This window comes from Pantoea latae, from assembly GCF_002077695.1.
In the GTDB taxonomy this organism is placed as follows: Bacteria; Pseudomonadota; Gammaproteobacteria; order Enterobacterales; family Enterobacteriaceae; genus Pantoea; species Pantoea latae.
In genome coordinates this window covers 33339-52694 of record NZ_MWUE01000016.1, presented here as the reverse complement: position 1 = coordinate 52694, position 19356 = coordinate 33339, and the positions used below count along the sequence as shown (strand labels likewise).

20 protein-coding genes are annotated in these 19356 nt (G+C 62.7%); 6 read left to right on the top strand and 14 right to left on the bottom strand.

Annotated elements, in window-relative coordinates:
- The first annotated feature begins 192 nt into the window (after window positions 1-192).
- The 3 genes from sbcD to B2J69_RS10665 are packed head-to-tail and all read left to right on the top strand — an operon-like array spanning window position 193 to window position 5437.
- Window positions 193-1392 carry an exonuclease subunit SbcD gene (gene sbcD, locus B2J69_RS10675; protein ID WP_081139274.1) on the top strand — a complete coding sequence of 400 codons (1200 nt, stop codon included), beginning with the start codon at window positions 193-195 and terminating at the stop codon, window positions 1390-1392.
- A complete protein-coding gene (locus tag B2J69_RS10670) occupies window positions 1389-5072 on the top strand; it encodes an AAA family ATPase (protein ID WP_081139273.1) in 3684 nt (1227 codons plus the stop codon). Before sbcD ends, B2J69_RS10670 begins: the two co-directional genes overlap by 4 nt.
- Window positions 5072-5437, top strand: coding sequence for a hypothetical protein (locus tag B2J69_RS10665; protein WP_081139272.1), 366 nt, complete (start codon window positions 5072-5074; stop codon window positions 5435-5437). Before B2J69_RS10670 ends, B2J69_RS10665 begins: the two co-directional genes overlap by 1 nt.
- A 10-nt stretch (window positions 5438-5447) precedes the next feature.
- Here B2J69_RS10665 and mak read toward each other — a convergent pair whose 3' ends face one another.
- Window positions 5448-6359 carry a fructokinase gene (mak, locus tag B2J69_RS10660; protein ID WP_081139271.1) on the bottom strand — a complete coding sequence of 304 codons (912 nt, stop codon included), beginning with the start codon at window positions 6357-6359 and terminating at the stop codon, window positions 5448-5450.
- 145 nt (window positions 6360-6504) lie between these two features.
- Between mak and rdgC the strand changes: the two genes are divergently transcribed.
- Window positions 6505-7416 carry a recombination-associated protein RdgC gene (rdgC, locus tag B2J69_RS10655; RefSeq protein ID WP_081139269.1) on the top strand — a complete coding sequence of 304 codons (912 nt, stop codon included), beginning with the start codon at window positions 6505-6507 and terminating at the stop codon, window positions 7414-7416.
- Between the two features lie 55 nt (window positions 7417-7471).
- On the opposite strand, the gene ppnP is transcribed toward rdgC, so the two are convergent.
- The 7 genes from ppnP to aroL form a co-directional block, all read right to left on the bottom strand.
- The gene (gene ppnP / locus B2J69_RS10650; protein ID WP_081139266.1) at window positions 7472-7762 is read right to left on the bottom strand and encodes a pyrimidine/purine nucleoside phosphorylase; all 291 of its coding nucleotides are present in this window, start codon (window positions 7760-7762) and stop codon (window positions 7472-7474) included.
- 105 nt (window positions 7763-7867) lie between these two features.
- Entirely contained in the window at window positions 7868-8545 is a 678-nt protein-coding gene (locus tag B2J69_RS10645) for an AroM family protein (protein ID WP_081139264.1), read from the bottom strand.
- Between the two features lie 2 nt (window positions 8546-8547).
- The gene (locus B2J69_RS10640) at window positions 8548-9477 is read right to left on the bottom strand and encodes a DUF1177 domain-containing protein (protein ID WP_081139261.1); all 930 of its coding nucleotides are present in this window, start codon (window positions 9475-9477) and stop codon (window positions 8548-8550) included.
- A 12-nt stretch (window positions 9478-9489) separates the two neighbouring features.
- Window positions 9490-11046 carry an OPT/YSL family transporter gene (locus tag B2J69_RS10635; protein ID WP_081139258.1) on the bottom strand — a complete coding sequence of 519 codons (1557 nt, stop codon included), beginning with the start codon at window positions 11044-11046 and terminating at the stop codon, window positions 9490-9492.
- Between the two features lie 166 nt (window positions 11047-11212).
- Window positions 11213-11974 (bottom strand): IclR family transcriptional regulator, encoded by a 762-nt coding sequence (locus B2J69_RS10630; RefSeq protein ID WP_081139255.1) that lies wholly within the window; start codon window positions 11972-11974, stop codon window positions 11213-11215.
- A gap of 270 nt (window positions 11975-12244) precedes the next feature.
- Window positions 12245-12436, bottom strand: coding sequence for a YaiA family protein (locus B2J69_RS10625; RefSeq protein WP_033752762.1), 192 nt, complete (start codon window positions 12434-12436; stop codon window positions 12245-12247).
- Between the two features lie 123 nt (window positions 12437-12559).
- The gene (aroL, locus tag B2J69_RS10620) at window positions 12560-13084 is read right to left on the bottom strand and encodes a shikimate kinase AroL (protein WP_081139252.1); all 525 of its coding nucleotides are present in this window, start codon (window positions 13082-13084) and stop codon (window positions 12560-12562) included.
- A gap of 280 nt (window positions 13085-13364) precedes the next feature.
- Here aroL and B2J69_RS10615 point away from each other — a divergent pair, with 280 nt between their 5' ends.
- Window positions 13365-14060: a DUF2076 domain-containing protein gene (locus tag B2J69_RS10615; protein WP_081139249.1), complete on the top strand. Its 696-nt coding sequence runs from the start codon at window positions 13365-13367 to the stop codon at window positions 14058-14060.
- Between the two features lie 2 nt (window positions 14061-14062).
- Here B2J69_RS10615 and B2J69_RS10610 read toward each other — a convergent pair whose 3' ends face one another.
- Genes B2J69_RS10610 through B2J69_RS10600 form a run of 3 tightly spaced genes read right to left on the bottom strand, consistent with a single transcriptional unit; the run spans window position 14063 to window position 15484 of the window.
- Window positions 14063-14512 carry a YaiI/YqxD family protein gene (locus B2J69_RS10610; protein ID WP_081139246.1) on the bottom strand — a complete coding sequence of 150 codons (450 nt, stop codon included), beginning with the start codon at window positions 14510-14512 and terminating at the stop codon, window positions 14063-14065.
- Between the two features lie 9 nt (window positions 14513-14521).
- A complete protein-coding gene (locus B2J69_RS10605; RefSeq protein ID WP_081139243.1) occupies window positions 14522-14965 on the bottom strand; it encodes a DUF421 domain-containing protein in 444 nt (147 codons plus the stop codon).
- A gap of 9 nt (window positions 14966-14974) precedes the next feature.
- Window positions 14975-15484 carry a hypothetical protein gene (locus B2J69_RS10600; RefSeq protein WP_081139240.1) on the bottom strand — a complete coding sequence of 170 codons (510 nt, stop codon included), beginning with the start codon at window positions 15482-15484 and terminating at the stop codon, window positions 14975-14977.
- A gap of 88 nt (window positions 15485-15572) precedes the next feature.
- Here B2J69_RS10600 and proC point away from each other — a divergent pair, with 88 nt between their 5' ends.
- Window positions 15573-16385 carry a pyrroline-5-carboxylate reductase gene (proC, locus tag B2J69_RS10595; RefSeq protein ID WP_081139237.1) on the top strand — a complete coding sequence of 271 codons (813 nt, stop codon included), beginning with the start codon at window positions 15573-15575 and terminating at the stop codon, window positions 16383-16385.
- A gap of 35 nt (window positions 16386-16420) precedes the next feature.
- Here the strand turns inward: proC and B2J69_RS10590 are convergent, their stop codons facing one another.
- From B2J69_RS10590 to iraP, 3 genes are all read right to left on the bottom strand, one after another.
- Complete coding sequence (locus B2J69_RS10590; protein WP_081139234.1) at window positions 16421-17947, bottom strand: FAD-dependent oxidoreductase; 1527 nt, start codon at window positions 17945-17947, stop codon at window positions 16421-16423.
- Window positions 17948-18162: 215 nt separating this feature from the next.
- On the bottom strand, window positions 18163-18471 hold the full coding sequence (locus B2J69_RS10585) for a PsiF family protein (protein ID WP_081139418.1): 309 nt from the start codon (window positions 18469-18471) through the stop codon (window positions 18163-18165).
- 104 nt (window positions 18472-18575) lie between these two features.
- The gene (iraP, locus tag B2J69_RS10580) at window positions 18576-18830 is read right to left on the bottom strand and encodes an anti-adapter protein IraP (RefSeq protein ID WP_081139231.1); all 255 of its coding nucleotides are present in this window, start codon (window positions 18828-18830) and stop codon (window positions 18576-18578) included.
- Window positions 18831-19356 lie beyond the last annotated feature (526 nt).

The window sequence follows — 19356 nt, the reverse complement described above, 5'->3', positions numbered from 1 at the left end:
AACTCCTGCTGATGTGACCGCTGTCACCGTTATATGCGGCGCCATTATGCGTCAGATTTATGACACTTTTATGAAAAACATAGCCGCTCAATCAGCGCTTTAACACCGCTTTATCACCGCCGGCGCGGCTTTTTTCGCTTTTGCCCCATAGCCGGTATAATCGTCCGGCAAACCGATTCGTCAGGGAGTTTTATGCGCATCATTCACACCGCGGACTGGCACCTCGGTCAGTTTTTCTATAACAAAAGCCGGGCGGCCGAGCACCAGGCCTTTCTCGACTGGCTGCTGGCGCGTATTGAGGCGCATCAGGTCGACGCGCTGATCGTCGCGGGCGATCTGTTTGATAGCGGCACGCCGCCGAGCTACGCGCGCGAGCTGTTCAACCGCTTCGTGGTGGCGCTGCAGCCGACCGGTTGTCAGCTGGTGGTGCTGGCGGGCAACCACGACTCGGTGGCGACCCTTAACGAGTCGCGCGCCCTGCTCGCCTGCCTCAATACCCAGGTGATCACCACGCCGCAGGCGGATCACAACCTGCTGCTGCTGCGCGAGCGCGCCGGCGAACCGGGCGCGCTGCTGTGCGCCATTCCCTATCTGCGGCCGCGCGATATTCTGCGCAGCCGCGCCGGCCAGTCGGGCCGCGAAAAACAGCTCAGCCTGCTGGAGGCGATCGCCGCGCACTATCAGCGCAGCGTTGACGCGGCGCGCGCCCATCCGCTGGCGCTGCCGGTGATCGCCACCGGCCATCTCACCACCGTCGGCGTCAGCAAAAGCGATTCGGTGCGCGATATCTATATCGGCACGCTCGACGCCTTTCCCGCCTCGGCGTTTCCTGAGGTCGACTACGTGGCGCTTGGCCATATTCATCGCGCCCAGCGCGTCGCCAACAGCGATCATATCCGCTACAGCGGCTCGCCGATCCCGCTCAGCTTCGACGAACTCGGCAGCGAGAAAAGCGTCTTTTTGCTGGAGCTGGATAGCGCCGGTCTGCAGTCCGTCACGCCGCTGCCCGTTCCCCTGTTTCAGCCGATGAAGATGCTGAAAGGCTCGCTGGCGGAGATTGAAGCGCAGCTGGCGCCTTTCGCCGATCATCAGGGCGAGAAAGCGGTCTGGCTCGATATTGAGGTCACCACCCAGGAGTTTCTCAGCGATCTGCAGCGCCGCGTTGAGGCGCTGACTGCCGACCTGCCGGTCGAGGTGCTGCTGCTGCGCCGCAGCCGCGAACAGCGCCAGCACAGCCTGGCGCAGCTGAAAAACGAAACCCTGAACGAGCTGAAGGTGGAAGAGGTCTTCGCCCGCCGCATCGCGCTGGCGGAGGATATCGAAGAATCGGAGCATGCGCGCCTCAACGAGCTGTTCCGCGCCACCCTCGCGTCGCTGGAGGAGAGCGAATGAAAATTCTCACGCTGCGTTTCAAAAATCTTAACGCGCTGAAAGGTGAATGGTTTATCGACTTCCGCAGCGAGCCGTTCGCCAGCAACGGCCTGTTCGCCATTACCGGCGCTACCGGCGCAGGTAAAACCACCCTGCTCGACGCCATCTGCCTGGCGCTCTATCACCAGACGCCGCGCCTCGGCGTGCTGTCGCAGACGCAAAACGGGCTGATGACGCGCGACACCGCCGAATGCCTGGCTGAAGTGGAGTTCGAGATCAAAGGCGAAGCCTGGCGCGCCTTCTGGAGCCAGAACCGCGCGCGCGGCGCCGCCGACGGCAAATTGCAGGCGCCGCGCGTCGAGCTGGCGCGCTGCGTCGACGACAAAATTTTCGCCGACAAGGTTAACGACAAATTAAAGCTGATCGAGTCGCTGTCGGGTCTCGACTTCGAGCGCTTTACCCGCTCAATGATGCTGTCGCAGGGACAGTTCGCCGCTTTTCTCAACGCAAAGCCGGGCGAACGGGCCGAACTGCTGGAGGAGCTGACCGGCACCGAAATCTACGGCCAGATCTCCGTCGCCATCTATGAGCGCCACAAAGCGGCGCGGCTGGCGCTGGAGAACCTGCGCAGCCGCGCCGGCACCCTGACGCTGCTCGACGCCGACGCGCGCGAGGCGCTGCAGCAACAGCTGGCCGGGCTGACCGAGGCGGAGCAGGCGCTGACGCAGCAGAGCGGCAGGCTGCATCAGCAGCATCAGTGGCTGACGCAGGCGCAGCAGCTGGAGAGCGAGATACAGGCGGCGCAGGCGGCGCTGGCGGCGGCGGAGCAGGCGTGGCGCGATGCGGAAGCGGATCGCCAGCGGCTGGCGCGCAGCGAACCGGCGGAGAAGCTGCGCGACCGGCTGCTTCAGCGCGACAGCCTGCTGCAGGAGCAGCAGCTGCTGCAGCAGACCCAGCAGCAGCTGGCGCAGCAGCAGCAGGCCGCCGAACAGCAGGTGCAGCGCGACCAGCAGCAGCGCGAAACCCTACAGGCGGCGCGCGACGCCGCGCTGTGCCAGCAGCAGCAGCAGGAGACGCTGCTGACGGAACAGATTATCCCGCTGGATCAGCAGATTGCCGCGCTGCTCGCCCAGGCGCAGCAGCAGCAGCGCGAGGCTGAACAGCAGCAGCAGACGCTGACGCAAAGCGAGCGCGCGCTGCACAACGACAGCGCCCAGCGCGACGCGCTGCAGGCCACGCTGGCGCGGCTGCAGAGCTGGCGCGCCGATCAGGGCACGCTGCCGCAGTGGGGGCCGTCGCTGACGCTGTGGCAGGAGCGCTTCGCCCAGCTGGCGCAGCGGGAAAGCGCGCTGGCGGCGCTGCGCGAAGAGCAGCAGCAGCAGCAGCAGGCGCTGAGCCGCCAGCAGTCGATGCTGAGCGAACTGACGCAGCAGGCCGAGCCGCTGAGCCAGGCGGAGCAGCAGGCGGCAGGTGCGCTGCAGACGGCGCAACAGGCGCTGGCCGATCTGGAGCAGCAGCATCCGCCGCAGGCGCTGCAGGCCAGCCTGGCACAGAGCGAGGCCAGCCGCCCGCTGCGCCAGCAGCTGGCGGTGCTCGCCTCGCAGTGGACGCCGCTGCAGCAGCATATCGGCGCGCGGCAGCAGCGCCTCGCCGCGCTGGAAAAGCGTCTGCAGCAGGATGACGCCTCGCTGCAGGCACTGCGCGCCGCCTGGGCGCGAGAAAAAAGCGTCCTTGCCGATATTAAAAAGATCTGCGAGCTGGAGCAGCATATCGCCGATCTCTCCGCCTGGCGCGCGCGCCTCGAGCCGGAGCAGCCCTGCCCGCTGTGCGGCTCCTGCCAGCATCCGGCGGTCGCGCGCTACGCCGCGCTGACGCTGAGCGAGAATCAGCAGCGGCTGGCCGAGCAGGAGCAGCGCGTCGAGGCGCTGCGCGAAGAGGGCATCAAAACCGGCGAGGCGCTGAAACAGGCGCAGGCCGAGCAGCAGCGACTGCGCGACGAACTGGCGGCGGAAACCCAGCGGCTTGACGCGCTCAGCCAGCAGTGGCAGGCGATACAGCGTGAGCTGGTGCTCACCTTCGACCCGGACGACAGCGCGGCGCTGGCCGTCTGGCAGCAGCAGCAGAACCGCGAAGAGCAGGCGCTGCAGCAGCGCGTTCGCCAGCAGGAAGCGGCGGCGCGTCTGCTCCAGCAGGCGAAAGATGAACATCTGCGCCATCAGCAGGCGCTGCAGCGGCATCAGCAGCAGCTGCAGCTGGCCCAGCAAACGCTCGCTAACCTGCAGGAGCGCGCCACAACGCTGACGCAGCGTCTGGCGCAGGAAGAAAGCGACTGGCGGCTGCGCAGCGATGCGCTGCGTCAGGCGCTGGCCGACGCCGGCCTCGCCCTGCCCGACGCGGCGGCGCGCGACGGCTGGCTGCAGCAGCAGCAGCAGCGCTGGCAGCAGTGGAATGAGAGCGAGCAGCAGCTTGCCCAGCTGCAGCCGCAGCTGGCGCGCGCCGAGGCGCAGTGCGTCAGCCTGCAGCAGCGCGTGGAAAGCGAGCGCCAGCGGCTTGACGCGCTGCTGCAGCAGCGCGCGCAAAGCGAAACGACGCTGGCGCAGCAGCGCGACAGGCGGCTGGCGCTGTTTGGCGAAGACGACGTCACCGCGGCGCGGCGGCAGATGCAGGCGCAGATCCAGCAGCAGGAGGCCGCGCTGGCCGCCGCGCTGGAGGCGCAGCAGAAAACCCACAGCGCACTCAGCCAGCTGGCCGGTCGCGCAGCGGAGCTTGACGCTCGTCGGCAAACCCTCGGCCAGAGGCTGGACGCGGCGCAGCAGCAGTTAGCCGCTGCGCTGGCCGCCGCCGACTTCGGCGATGAGGCGAGCCTGCGCGCCGCGCTGCTGGATGAAGAAGAGGCGCGCGCGCTGCGCGCTCGGCTTCAGCAGTGCGATCGGCAGCGACACGCCCTGCAGGCTCAGCAGCAGCAGCTGGAGCAGCGCCGGGCGACGCATCAGCGCAGCCAGCCCGAAGAGACGACCGAGAGCGCTGCCGCGCTGGCGGCGCAGCTTGAGCAGCTGCGTCTGGCGCTGCGCGACAACGCGCGCCAGCAGGGGGAAGCCCAGCAGCAGCTGCAGAGCGACGCGCGCCTGCGCCAGCAGCAGCAAAGCCTGATGACGCAGATCGAAGAGGACGAGGTGGCGCTGGATCAGTGGAGCCAGCTGAACGATCTGATCGGCTCCGCCAGCGGCGATAAATTCCGCCGCTTCGCGCAGGGGCTGACGCTGGATCACCTGGTGGCGCTCGCCAACCGCCAGCTCGACCGGCTGCACGGCCGCTATTTGTTACAGCGCCGCGCCAGCGACGCGCTGGAGCTGGACGTGATCGATACCTGGCAGGCGGACGCCGCACGCGATACGCGCACCCTCTCCGGCGGCGAAAGTTTTCTGGTCAGTCTGGCGCTGGCGCTGGCGCTTTCAGATTTAGTCAGCGTGAAAACCCGTATAGAGTCTTTGTTTCTCGACGAGGGCTTCGGTACGCTGGACGCCGAAACGCTCGACACCGCGCTGGACGCGCTCGATGCGCTCAACGCCAGCGGCAAAACTATCGGCGTGATCAGCCACGTCGAGGCGATGAAAGAGCGTATTCCGGTGCAGATCCGGGTGCGCAAAATTAACGGGCTGGGCTACAGCAAACTGGAACTGCCCCGCGCTCAGGAGGCGTAATGAAAACAGGCATCGCGCTGCTGCTCGCCAGCATACTGCTGGCAGGATGCAGCAGCCAACACCAACCACCGCGCGATCTGGCCTGCGGCCGCGACGACAACGCCGCGCAGTGCCGCTATCTGCACGCGGTGCAGCAGCAGCTGATCGACAGCTTCAACAGCACGGTCGCGCCGCGCTATCCCAACCAGCGCTGCCTGGTCTCCGCGCATCGCCGCGCCGACGGCGGCTACAGCGTGCTGCGCACCGAAGGCGACGAGGCGCTCTGCCTGCGCGCCTGGCAGCAGGTGAGCAGCGCGCGCAACCTGCCGCTGCCGCCGGTCGGCGTGCCGGAGAGCTGGCAATTCGCCTTCGGCCAGCGGCAGTGACGCGCCAGGCTTAACGTTTCAGCGGCCAGAGCCAGGCCGCGCCGCGCACCCCGCTCGAATCACCGTGTTTCGCTTTCAGCACCGGCGTTTCGCACTCGCCGCCGAATACCCACTGCTTCATCAGCGCGGGCACGGTCTGATAGAGACGATCGTTATTACTCATGCCGCCGCCGAGCACGATCGCATCGGGATCCAGCAGGTTCACCACCTGCGCCAGCGACTTCGCCAGCCGGGTTTCGTAGCGCTGCATCGCCTGCTCGGCAATGGGATCCTGCTGCGCGATCAGTCGGGCGATCTCCGCGCCTTTCAGCGCCTGCCCGCTCAGCCGCCGGTAGTCGATGCCGAAGCCGGTGCCGGAGACAAAGGTTTCGATGCAGCCCTTCTGCCCACAGTAGCACGGCACCTCTTCGCGGTAGCGCAGCTCCTCTTCATCCATCCACGGCAGCGGGTTGTGGCCCCACTCGCCGGCGTTGCCGTTGCCGCCAATACGCGCCTCGCCGTTGATCGCCACGCCCGCGCCCGATCCGGTGCCGATGATCACCGCGAACACCAGCGGCTGGCCCGCGCCCGCGCCGTCCACCGCCTCGGAAACCGCCAGGCAGTTGGCGTCGTTGGCGATGCGCACCTCGCGCTGCAGCGCCTGCGCCAGATCGCGATCCAGCGGCTGGCCGTTGAGCCAGGTGGAGTTGGCGTTTTTGACGCGGTGCGCGTAAGGCGAAATGGTGCCGGGAATGCCGACGCCGACGCTGCCGGTCTGGCCGGTTTTCGCCTCGGCGAGCCGCACCAGATCGGCAATGGCCTGCACCGTGGCAGCATAATCGTCGCGCGGCGTATCCACGCGGTGGCGAAACAGCTCGATTCCCTCGTCAGACAGAGCGATCACTTCGACTTTGGTGCCGCCCAAATCAATACCTATACGCACGGGTTATTCCTCATTATTCAGCAGGGTGAGAGATACATTAGGAGCGGCGTCAGGGAAAGGCAATGAAACCGCTGCGATGTTTCGCTATCATGCGCGCTGACCTCTCGACTTGTGCGCCAGATCGCGCGCCCGGTAAGGAATTGTGATGTTGTGGTTTAAAAATATGATGGTTTATCGTCTGAACCGGGAGATCCCGCTCTCCGCAGACGACATGGAAAAACAGCTTGAGGCTTACACCTTTTCGCCCTGCGGCAGCCAGGATATGAGTAAAACCGGCTGGGTGTCGCCGATGGGCAACCGCAGCGACGCGCTGACCCACGTCAACAACGGCCAGATCGTGATTTGCGCGCGGAAAGAGGAAAAAATCCTGCCGTCGCCGGTGGTCAAGCAGGCGCTGGAGGCGAAGATTGGCAAGCTGGAGGCGGAACAGAGCCGCAAGCTGAAGAAAACCGAGAAAGATTCCCTGAAGGATGAGGTGCTGCACAGCCTGCTGCCGCGCGCCTTTAGCCGTCTCAGCCAGACTTTTGTCTGGATCGATACCGTCAACAATCTGATCGTGGTCGACTGCGCCAGCGCGAAAAAAGCGGAAGACACGCTGGCGCTGCTGCGCAAGAGCCTGGGTTCGCTGCCGGTGGTGCCGCTGACGCTGGAGAAACCGATCGAGCTGACGCTGACCGAGTGGGTACGCTCCGGCGATCTGCCCGCCGGTTTCGCCCTGATGGACGAAGCGGAGCTGAAGGCGATCCTCGAAGATGGCGGCGTGATCCGCTGTAAAAAGCAGGATCTGGTGTGCGACGAGATCGCCAACCATATCGAAGCGGGCAAACAGGTGACCAAACTGGCGCTCGACTGGCAGGAGCGCATCCAGTTCGTGCTGGCGGACGACGGCTCGCTGAAGCGCCTGAAGTTCAGCGAGACGCTGCGCGAGCAGAACGACGATATCGATCGTGAAGATTTCGCCCAGCGTTTCGACGCCGACTTTATTCTGATGACCGGCGAACTCGCCGCGCTGACCAGCAATCTGGTGGAAGCACTGGGCGGCGAAGCGCAGCGTTAACAAACCGCGCTCGGATCCCCAGAAACGCAACGGGCCGCTGAGCGGCCCGTTCTTTTTAGTCTTTCAGGTAACGGCAGAGATAGGAACTCGGCTCGCCCACCTGCAGATGAAACTCGCTGTGGCCCGGCACGTTGAACACCGAGCCCGCTTCAAACCATTGCCACTCGGTTTCGCCCGGCAGCAGCACCTTCAGCGATCCGCTCACTACCGTCATCTCTTCCGGCTGCGCCGTGCCAAAGGTGTATTCGCCTTCCGCCATCACGCCAACGCTGGCGCGGCCGGTGCTGGCACTGTCGAAACCGATAGATTTCACTTTTCCGTCAAAATACTCACTAACATTGAGCATGTTACTTCCTCACAGCACATTAAGGTAGCTGGCAGTGTAGAGCCGAACTCGCTGATCTGTCACGCGAATTGCAGCTTCGCCTCCTGGTTTGTGATCGCGCCGGTATCAGACAATCAGTTCGGCGGCCAGTTTGGCCACCAGCACGTTGGAGAGCAGCACCGGAATGCCGAGCAGCTTCTGTAAAAAGTCGCGATGCATCTGGTTATAGCCGACGCAGTCCAGCACCACCACGTCCGCGCCCTGCTCCTGCAGCGAGAGCGCCGCGTCGGTCAGCGCCTCGTTATCGGCAATATAGGGGCTGGCGACGGCGAAACAGGGGCGACGCTGAAGATTGCGCCACTTATTCGCCTGCTGCTGGATCTGCTCCGCGACCGGCACCACGATGCCGACCTGATGGTCATGCACAATGGCGGAGACCAGCGGCGGAATAATGCGGTCCGGCTCCAGCAGCAGCGCGCTTTTTGCCGTCAGCGCGCCAAACTCGCCGGTGCACAGCAGCAGGATGGTGTCGTAGCCTTCCGCCTCCAGCGCGTTGATTTTGGCCTGCAGCCCCTGCTCAACCTTTGCCGTCGCCAGCCGCACCTGGGTGCCGTTGCGCAGACGCGACACCAGCACGCCGTCCTGCTCGTCAGGGGCAAAACGCGCGGCGATCTCCGCCTCGCTCAGCCCATCCAGCAGGCCGACATGATCGGTCTGCTCGTCGGGCAAGTAAGCGGTCAGCAACGGCATAATATCGCTGCGCGGCGACTGACCAATGGTCAGGGTAACCAGGGATTTCGTCATTGTTAGTCTCGTTTACGCAGGTGACTCAGGCTGCCGTACAGCGTCAGCAGACGCGCATACTCGTCTGCGTCGTAGAAACGGCAGGTTTCGCGGCCAAACTCTTTTGCCACTTCCACCGCAAACTTCGCCGCCGCCGCGATATCCACTTCGTGGCTCGCGCCGGTGCCGCAGCCCGGCACCACCGACTCGGCGGTGATCGCCACGCCAACCACCGGCACGTCGGTGGCGGTTGAGGGCTGCAGAATGCTGTTGAGGTGATAAATGCCGTTGCCGTAAGGGGTAATATCCTGGGTGGTAATCGGGAAGGTCACCGCCGGACGGCCGGTGGTCATCTCCATAATGCGCAGCAGATCTTCCGACACGCGCAGGATATAGCCCTCTTTTACCGTAGGCGACAGCGCAAATCCCTTGTGGTTGATAATGCGGTTGCCTTTGGTGGTATCGATCGACAGGATGGCGTCCACCTCCTGCACCACCTCATTATCGTTCATGGTGACGTCGTCGATAGGCGAATCCATAAAATCCACCGGCTCGTGCGGGCGCGTCGGCGCATCCGGGCAGATATGGGTGGTGACGATCACGTCGCCCGCCAGCACGTCGCCTTTGCTCTGCATCACCGCCAGCTTCAGCGCGCTGGTCACCGCCGCGACGGCGCCGTCGGCGTCGGACACCATGCCGATGCGCGTCGGACGCGCGCCGATGCCGCCAAGACGGCCGATAATGCCCAGCGTCGGCGCGCTGCCGCCGCCCGCTTTGCCCTGCGCGCCCGGAATATCGATGCGCACGAAGTCGGTGCGCCCTTTAGGTCCGCTGACGCGCTTCACGCTGGCGGTGATGCCGGGGAAAGCGGCAAACAGATCCACTACCTGCTGACCGTCGACCAGCGCGCTGTCGAATAACTCAAATACCTGTAACGTCTGCTGCAGACTCATGGGATCCCTTATTTATTTTTTACCGCTGGCAAACAGCGAGTGAAAGAAGCTATAGAGCGCGTCGCCGGCGATAAAGCCCGCCGCCATCACCTCCATCGGCGAGCGGCCGCGCTCGCCCCATACGCGGATAATCACGATGCGCAGCGCAATGCCGACCACCACCGCCCAGCCGGCCATGGCGTTATTGATCAGCAGGCCGGTGGCGAGCAGCACGCCGAGCTGGCGTTTCGGCCCGCCGATCAGCTGAATAATGGCGCCTGGGATCGCCCACATCAGCAGGCTGCCGGCGATGCCCGGCTCCGCGCCCGCCTGAATGGTTTTTGCGTAGACGCGTGCCACCGGCGGCAGCAGGTTTTCCGCAAAGAAGAGGTTATGGGCGAACCAGACCACCGGAATAGAGACCAGAAAGGCGATCATCGCGGCGATCAGCTGAATGCGACGACCCCACAGCTCCTGCTGCAGATCCGCGCCGTTGCCGCGCAGAATAAAGCCCGCTTTCAGATCGTATCCCATATCGGCGAAGGCGGGCCCGGTGGCGGCGGTGAAGCCGCACAGCAGGCAGAGCGCCAGCGGTGGAAAGCCAATCAGGATGCCGACGATCAGGGTGATCAGCGCCACTGCAAACGCCGGAAACCAGCCGGAGTGCATCGCGGCGATGCCGACGATCAGCTCATGGACGAAAGCGGCGAACGCGGCGTAAAGCACGAACAGCAGCAGCATCGGCAGGCTCATTTCGCTCCACAGCCCGCCCGCCAGCGCCAGCAGCGCTGAAATAATCAGGTAGCCTACGCCGCCGAGGCCGAGGGCGCGCTTCACCTCGTTGCCGCCGCGGCTCACCTTCTGCTCGTCGTGGCGGCGGCTGCGGATCACCATCACCACCTGGATCAGCGCCACCAGACCCGCGCCGACCATCACGCCGTGCGGCAGATAGAGCGCGTTGATATCGATGCCGGCAACCGGTTGCGCATAGGCGCGCACCAGAAAGCCGACGCCCAGCATGCCCAGCGCCCAGATATTGCCGATAAACGCGGTGCCAAAGGCGGACATCGGGATCTTCAGCATTGAACCGACGATGCCGCCGACGATGCCCGCCGCCAGCAGCCAGGCCTGGCGGCCACCCCGGTCGCCCGCTTTAATCGCCTCGGCGGCGGCCACGCCCGGCGGCCAGGCGTTGCTGGCGGGAAAGACACGCGTATCGAACAGGCGGTAGAGCAGATAAGCGTCCAGCAGCATCGCGGCGCTGACGCCGCAAAACATCGGCAGCACCAGCTGCGGCTGACCCAGCGCCCAGGGCACCGCGATCGGCATCAGCAAACTGTTCGCCGCGCCGAAGGTAGCGGAAGAGATCGCGGTCTGCGCGAGATTCTGAATTTCAATCGAGCGATAGCGGCGAAACGCCTGCAGCGGAATACGCGCCAGCAGCATCGCGAACAGCGCGCCGATAATAGAGGTGTTCGGCGTCACGCCGATGGTGGTAATAAGCTGCACGCCAATAATGGCGCCCGCCACAGACAGGGCAATTAATACAATCGCCACGCCAGCCTGCTTTACTGGATTAACCTTCTCCATACTGTCCCCGTCAGGAATGCCGGTAGAAATGAAATGACGCTTCGCGAGCCTGAATAAGGCTCGCTTACGTCGTTTTTATATTTCGTCCGTGAGTGTGAATAAACAGGCCCGAAGGCCTGGTGTTTTCCCGGTGTGGCGAAAGTATTGCGCCGATAAAAAAGAGAATTCAGTCTGGCGTTGCGCCATATTTTTCGGCCACGTCGCGGGCCGTGATGCGTAATTCGTCGAGCAGCGCGGGCGGATAACCCGGAGCCTCCTCTCGCGAGAGAAACGAGAGGCAGAGCGCCACCGTATCGCCGTGAAATTTATTATGCAGCGCGACGGCCAGCGAACTGATGCCGGGCAGCGTTTCGTTACGCGCCAGCGACCAGCCCTGCTGGCGGATCGCCGCCAGCTGCGCGCAGAGCGCATCGAGCGTTTGCGGCGAGTTCGGCGGTAACGGCTGCCAGTCAGGCTGATAGCGCTGGCGCACCTCCTCTTCGCTGAGCTGCGCCAGCAGCACGCGCCCGGTTGAGGTGGCGGCGGCGAGCATGCGGCTGCCTGGCGGCGTCACCAACTGGGTAAAGTGACGCCCGTGAAACATGCGCATCACCACCAGATCGCGACCGTCAAGACGCGAGATATAGCCGATGCAGCCGGTCTGATCCGCCAGCCGCGCCATGGCGGGCGCGGCGCTATCCACCAGCGGCGCGGAGAGATAATGTCCGGCGACCGACAGCAGCACCCGTCCGATATGAAAACAGCGGCTCTCCGCATCGCGCTCCAGCATCCCCTGACTTTCCATGGTGGCCAGCAGACGCGACACGGTGCTTTTCGGCAGGCGTAGCGCTTCGACGACATCGGTAAACGTCAGCCCGGGATTGCCCTGCGTCACGCCTTTTTGCTGAAACAGCTTAAGCACCGCGGCGGCGTTTTCGAGTGTGGTCATAATGAAAGTTTCACTATATGGAACTGAGTTCCTGCGTCGATGGGTTAAAACTAAAGCGCGGGGGAAAATGGGTCAAGCGTCAATTTTTGTCAGTGAGCCTGTGGCGTAGTCAAATAACCGGAGCAGCGGCGGAGAGAAATGATTTTATAGGGGAGATAAGAGAAATAGCAGAATGGATAACAGCTTCGCTGCCGAGAGGCAGTTAATAACAGCAAATCGCAGCAGAGAGTGAATTAAATTCTGGCTGGCGTCCTTGCCAGAGAGATCGCCCTATTCTTTTTCCACATCTTCATAACGGACTTTTGCATCCTGCGCTTCCGCTTCTGACGTATGCTCGCTAATTAACGTATTAGGCGATGGATGATCGGCGCGTAACTCCCATGATGTCACGGTGCTGCCCGGCGGCCCTTTTTCGACAGTGACGACGCGCGCTTCACGTGGATAAGGTGGTCTGGTCGGCATATTCAATCCCTCCTGGCTGATCGTATTCCACACGACGAGACGATTCCCGTCTGAGGATCAGTATAGCCAGGCTGCGCAACCCAGGCGGGAAAGCGGGAGAATTCTGAGGAAAAAGCGCGGCCGCTAGCTGGCGCGCGCCAGCGAAAGCTGCTGCAGGATGTCGTCAACCACCCGCTCCGGGCTCTGCATGGCGTTGACTTCATGATGGGCGGCGTCGCGGTAGAGGTGCGCGCGCTGGCGCAGAATATCGCCCATCTCTTCGGCGATAGGACGGCCGGTCAGCGTAGGACGCTGCGCCGCTTCGGGCTGGCTCTCCAGCCGCTGCGCCAGAATGTGCGACGGCGCGCTGAGCCAGATCACCTGCCCATGCTCGCGCATAAAGCGACGGTTATGCTCCGCCAGCACCATGCCGCCGCCGGTGGCGATCACCGTGGCGGGGGCGGTCACAGCTTTCAGCGACGCGGTTTCGCGCGCGCGAAAACCGTCCCAACCCTCATCCGCCACAATCTGCGCCACGCTGCGCTGCGTGCTGAGCTGCAGATGGTGATCGGTGTCGCGAAAGGCGTAGCCCAGCGCGCGCGATAAGGCCTCGCCCACGGTGGTTTTGCCGCAGCCGCGCGCGCCGATCAGGTAAATGGGTTGAGACATCTGGGCAGTTCCTCCGCCGTTGCAGGCTCGATAAGACGATGTATCGCTTACTAATGCGACGCATGATAACTGGAAACCGCTGGCGCCTCCACCCGCGAAGCAAGAAATGCGCATCCTTTTCGGACTTTAGTGGCTAATTCCTTTATTTTTAACCGGTTAACCCTGCGCATTTCGTGCAGATCGCGTTAAATCAAGCGGCGGCAACATTTGCTTACCTGGCGGATTTTACTTTGTCGCGCCCCGCCCCCATATACTTATTTATCGCAACAGGAGAGCCATTATGTATAGCCAGGAACACCAACTGATTGAGGGTCTGTTCAGCCGTCTGAAACAGGCCGAGAGCCAGACCGGCCCGCGTGACGCGGCGGCGGAACAGCTGATTAAAGAGCATCTGCAGCAGCAGCCCGGCGCGCCCTACTATATGGCGCAGGCAATTCTGATTCAGGAAGCGGCGATGAAAAAGCTCAACGATCGCATCACCGAGCTGGAGAACCGCGTGGCGCAGCAGCAGCAGCAGCCACAGCAGAGCAGCGGCGGCTTCCTGTCGAGCCTGTTCGGCGGCGGGTCGCGTCAACAGCCTCAGCAGCCGCAGTCGGCGTGGAGCAACGCCCCCCAGCCGCCGCAACAGCAGCAGCCGCAGTACAACAATGCCCCGGCGGCGCCGTCGCGCGGCACCGGCTTCCTCGGCGGCGCGCTGCAAACGGCGGTCGGCGTTGCCGGCGGCGTGGTGATGGCGGATATGCTTACCAGCCTGTTCCACCACTCGCAGCCGGAGGAGATCGTCAACATTATCAACGAACCCGACGCGCCGCTGCCGCAGGTGGATGAGAATCTCGACACCTTTAACAGCGGCGGCAGCGGTTTCCTTGACCAGAACAACGGCTGGGACAACAACTACGCGGACAACAACGACCTCAACGATCTCGGCAACGACAGCTTTAACGACTTCAACGACGACGACGACAGCTTCGTCTGAGTTCAGCGTCGACGCTGCGTCAGCCAGCTGTCGAGCGCGTTGGCGAACTGCTGGCGGTCTCGCGGGCTCATGGCCGCCGGACCGCCTGTCTGCACGCCGCTGGCGCGCATGGTGTCCATAAAGTCGCGCATAGTGAGCTTTTCGCGGATGGTGGCGGGCGAATAGCGCTCGCCGCGCGGATTAAGCGCCGCGCCGCCTTTCTCCAGCACTTCCGCTGCCAGTGGAATATCGGCGGTGATCACCAGATCCCCCTCCTCTACCCGCTTCACGATTTCGTTATCCGCCACGTCGAATCCGGCGGGCACGCGCAGGGTTTTCAGCCAGGGCGACGGCGGCACGCGCAGCGACTGGTTGGCGACGAAGGTCACCTGCGTTTGGGTGCGGTCCGCCGCGCGGTAGAGCACTTCTTTAATGACGTTGGGACAGGCGTCGGCATCAACCCAGATAACCATGTTCTTTCCTTACTCTTTGGGAATGATGGAGATCTTGCCGGTCTTCTCCAGAATGGCAAACTTTATTTGGTCCAGCCGCTCCAGACCCTGCGTGCTGCGCGCACTTTGCAGAATATCCTCTTCGTCGATGCCGGCGCGCTTCGCCCGCTGACGCAGCAGCTTTCCCTCCTCCACCAGAATCAGCGAAGAGCCGTCGATCAGCCGCTCCATGCGCGGAAAGCGGGTTTTCATCACGCCAAACAGGATATCGATCACGATCAGCGTGACGATGGTCAGCCCGGCGCCGGTCACGGAGAAATCATCCCCCAGCAGCGCCTGCTGCGTCGCCTCGCTGATAATCAGCAGCAGGATCAGGTCGAACGAGGTCATCTCCATCAGCGTGCGGCGTCCGGCGATTTTAAACACCACCATTAACAGCAGATACATGCTGGCTGCGCGCAAAACCGTTTCCATGTCGATCTCCTAAGGGTAAACAAACTGGCTAAAGCGCACGCTTGAGGCGTCGTCCAGCGTGACGGTGACGCGATAGCGGCCGAAATCCTGCGGCTGGGTGCCGATCCAGACCGTCGCCTCCTGCTGATCGGCGCGCCGGTGCCAGCGCAGCATCAGGCTGTCGCCGGTGCTCCAGGCCTCGTCCGGCTGCGGCTGCAGCGTTTGCAGCTGAATATTATCCAGCTGCGGGCCGCTCAGCTGAAGCTGGTACGAATCGCCGCGCAGCTGTTTTAGCCGCAGCGTCATATCCATATTACTTTCGCGCCGGCCAAAGCGCTCGTAGTCGACGCTCAGCCGGCTGTCCGGGCTGGTGACGCTTTGATTGCTCAGCCAGCCCTTGGAAAATAGCCCCGCCGCGCCGGCGAGGACGATCAGCAGCAGCAGCGCAAAACCGGCGTGCTGAATGCGCCACTCAATCCGTTGCCATCGCATATTCTCTTTCACCGGATAGTGCCGGCTCTGATTTTCATTGTCCGCCATGCAGGTTCCTCTTCGCTGACTTGTTATTAATCCTGGCTGAAGTAAGCTAACGCGTTAAGATTTTCGAACTTTCTTAAAGGATACGGCGATGCTGGAGAAGAAAATTGGGTTTGTCGGCGGCGGCAATATGGCCAAAGCCATTATCGGCGGACTGGTGAAAAGCGGCCAGGTGGCGCCCTCGAACATCTGGGTATTTGACCGCAAGGCGGAGGCCAACGAGGCGCTGGCGCGCGAGTACGGCATCCACGCCGCCGAAAGCGCCGAGGCGCTGGCGCGCGAGGTAGATATCCTGTTCGGCGCGGTCAAACCCAACGTGATCCTGAAAGTGCTGAAAGATCTGGCGAACCAGCTGAAAAAAGAGGCGCTGGTGGTGTCCATCGCCGCTGGCGTAACGCTCGACTCGCTGGCGACGGCGCTGGGCCACGACCGTAAAATCGTGCGCGTCATGCCGAATACGCCGGCGCTGGTTAACGAGGGCATGACCTCGGTCACGCCGAACGCGCTGGTCGAGCAGCCGGAGATCGACGAGGTGGTGACCATCTTTGAAAGCTTCGGCAAAGCGGCGGTGGTAAGCGAATATCTGATCCACTCGGTGGTCGGCGTCAGCGGCTCCGCGCCCGCCTACGTGTTTATGTTTATCGAAGCGATGGCGGACGCCGCGGTGCTCGGCGGCATGCCGCGCGCGCAGGCCTATCAGTTCGCCGCGCAGGCGGTGAAAGGCTCGGCGCAGATGGTGCTGGAGACCGGCAAACACCCCGGCGAGCTGAAGGATATGGTCTGTTCGCCCGGCGGCACCACCATCGAAGCGGTCAAAGTGCTGGAAGAGAAAGGCTTCCGCGCCGCGGTAATCGAGGCGATGCAGCAGTGTATGGCGAAGTCCGAAGCGCTGAGCAAGAAGTAACGCACGCGGCGGAGCCCAGGCTCCGCCCGCTCTCGCTACGCCTGGCCGCTCTCTGCCCGCGCCAGCGCCTGCCCCATCGTCATCGGCTGCTGCATCTCCAGCACCAGCGCCGCCGTCAGGGTATACATGCCGCAGGAGAAGACCGCCGCCAGCTTGCCCTGCTGACCATAGAGCGCGATAAATTTTTTCTCCTCCAGCGAGCCGATTAAGCGGTACTCATCCCACGTTTCCGCATGGCCGAGATACTCATAGCGCGTGCCGAAATGGGTGGTCCAGAAGAAGGGCACGCGGTCGTACATCATGCGCTTGTCGAGCATGTTAAAAGCGGCGATGCGCCCCTGCTGATGCGCCACGCGATAGTGCTCGATGCGCAGCGGCCCCTGCGGCGTCAGGTAGCTGGCGATATCCCCGGCGATCCAGACGTTCTCCCTGACGCGCAGCTGGCTGTCGGCAAGCAGGCTGCCATCCTCACGCAGCGACAGGTCGTGAATAAATCCGGTGGCGGGCTGAATGCCGGTCGCCAGCAGCACCACATCTGCTTTCAGACGCTGGCCGTCCTGCATACGCAGCGAGGTTACGTGATGCTCTCCTTCCAGCGCCGCCGGATCGCCATCGACAAAGCGCACGCCGTTGCTGCCGTGCAGATCGCGGAAATAGCGGCCTATCTGCTCGCCGAACTGGCGCGCGAAGGGCAGCGGATGACGCGCCACCACCGTCACTTCGACGTCGCGGTTACGCAGCGCGGAAGCCATCTCCATGCCAATAAAGCTGTTGCCAATAATCACCAGCTGCTGGCTCTGATCGACCTCTTTCAGCAGGTCGTCCGCCTGCTTCAGCGAGCGCAGCAGGTGCACGCCCGCCAGATCGCTGCCGGGCAGCTCGGGGCGCTGCGGCGCGCCGCCGGAGGCGATCAGCAGCTTGTCGTAAAACAGCGATTCGCCGTCGGCGAAGTGGATGCGCTGCTCGCGCGTATCGAGACGCGACACTTCGCCCTGCACGCGGTCGACATGCTGCAAGATATCCTCTTTCAGGATGCGCGGCACATCCTTGATGTCCATCTTGCCGGCGGGCACGAATTTCGTCAGCGCGGTGCGGTCATAGGGCGCTTCCGGCTCGCGCTCCACCAGCACCACTCTGCCTTTAAAGCCTTCGCGACGCAGCGTCCAGATTGCCGCGCTGCCTGCCGCGCCGCCGCCCAGCACCGCATAGACTGGCGCCTCGCCGCCGCTGCCGATGGGCGTCGCAGATGACATCGCTTTTGGGTTGACCTGCACGATGCCATTCTCGACGCGCAGCGGATACTGCTTCAGATCGGCCAGCGCCAGCGGTTCGCACATATGGCCATCCTCCAGCGCGAACACCGCTTTATGCCAGGGACAGACCAGCTTATCGCCGCACAGGGCGCCCTGCTCCAGCGGCGCGCCCGCATGGGGACATTTGGCCTGATACGCGCGCACCTTTTCCCCGTCGCGCACCAGCAGGATCTCGGTGTCGGCTATTTTAGTTTTGGTAGGCTGGCGATCGGGCAGATCGTTTAAGGCGATAACAGGCTGATAGTTCATGACGCGGCTCCTTGTTGGTCGTTATTGACATGCGCAAGCTGAGCAGGCGCAAACCCCTACAAAGAGTAAGTGTGGCAAAGGAAAGCGGAACCCTGCGTCTGAAAAGCAGAAATGCGGCTAAGCCGTTGTTAAGCAGCCGGTTTAAAGTTTTAGCAAGTGTGAATGATGCGAGAGGAAGCGTCACACAGCCGGCGCGCGGCCGTGTGACGCAGGGGTCAGGCTTTTTTCAGGCAGCTGCTCATAAAGGTTTTACGCGCGTCGCCGCTGAGCTTTTTATCGCCCGCTTCGCCGTTGCAGCTTTTCATTTTCATCTGCTGCGGCGTCATGCCGGAGAGCTTGCTCTCTTTTTTCAGGCATTCGCTCATAAAGGATTTACGCGCGTCGCCTTTGAGATTTTGCGTGCTGGCGTGCTGATTGCACTGCGCCATTTTTTGCTGCTGCGCGGTTTTCTCCGCCGCCGGCGCCACGCTCATGCCGCCGGCCAGCACACCGGCCATCACGACCGCCGCTATATACCCTTTCATCATCTGCACTCCCCTGATAGTTAACCCCGTTAATTCTGGCATGCGATAAAGGCAGCGGTGAAATTTCGCACGAATTTGCAGCGTCGATCGCACTGCGGCAGCGATCAGACGCGTGGATGATTCAGGAGTTTATCGAGGTAGTTGCGCAGCAGCAGCGCATCTTCGCTGCTGGTACCGGCGCCCGCGTTGTGCATGGCGTGATCGATACCGGCGGCGATGGCGTGCTGTTGTTCGGGCTCGAGCTTACGCAGCATCGCGGTAACGATAATTTCCAGCGCCTCGACCTGAGCCACCAGTTCTTTTGACTCTTCTTCTTTTGCCGCCAGTTTTACCAGGAGTTCTGCGATAAGGTTCTTCATGCCCTTGTCCCATGGGTAAATAAAGAGCGAAGTTATCACCCGCTAAAATAAAACAACAGCGTTTTTAGCGGCTTTTCCTGCTCTTTTTTCTCGGGATTTTGGCTAATAAAAGGAGAGAAGGCGGGGAGTAAAAACAGGCGAAAGGTTTTGCCGTTAATAAAGCGAGACGGTAAACCTTTTCGCCCTGAATAAAAGAGCGTGAGGGGGAATTAACGCGGGTCAGCAAATCCGTGACCGTGGCCGCCCCAACCGCCGCCACCTGGGCCACCCCAGCCGCCACCACCACCCGGAGGCGGGAAAAGACAACCGCTCAGCGCGGTGACCAGTGCCACGACTGCGGCAAGTTTGACAATACGTACCATAACAACCTCAGAGTGAAGGAAAACGCGCTGAGTGTATGAGCGGCCAAAAGAGGCGACAAGAGAGAATTCTCTGACTACGCGTGGTATTAACCATTGCATACCAGGCTTAACGATTTACTGGCACGAAAGTGGCAAAAAAATCGCATCCGGCGGCGTCTGCTACC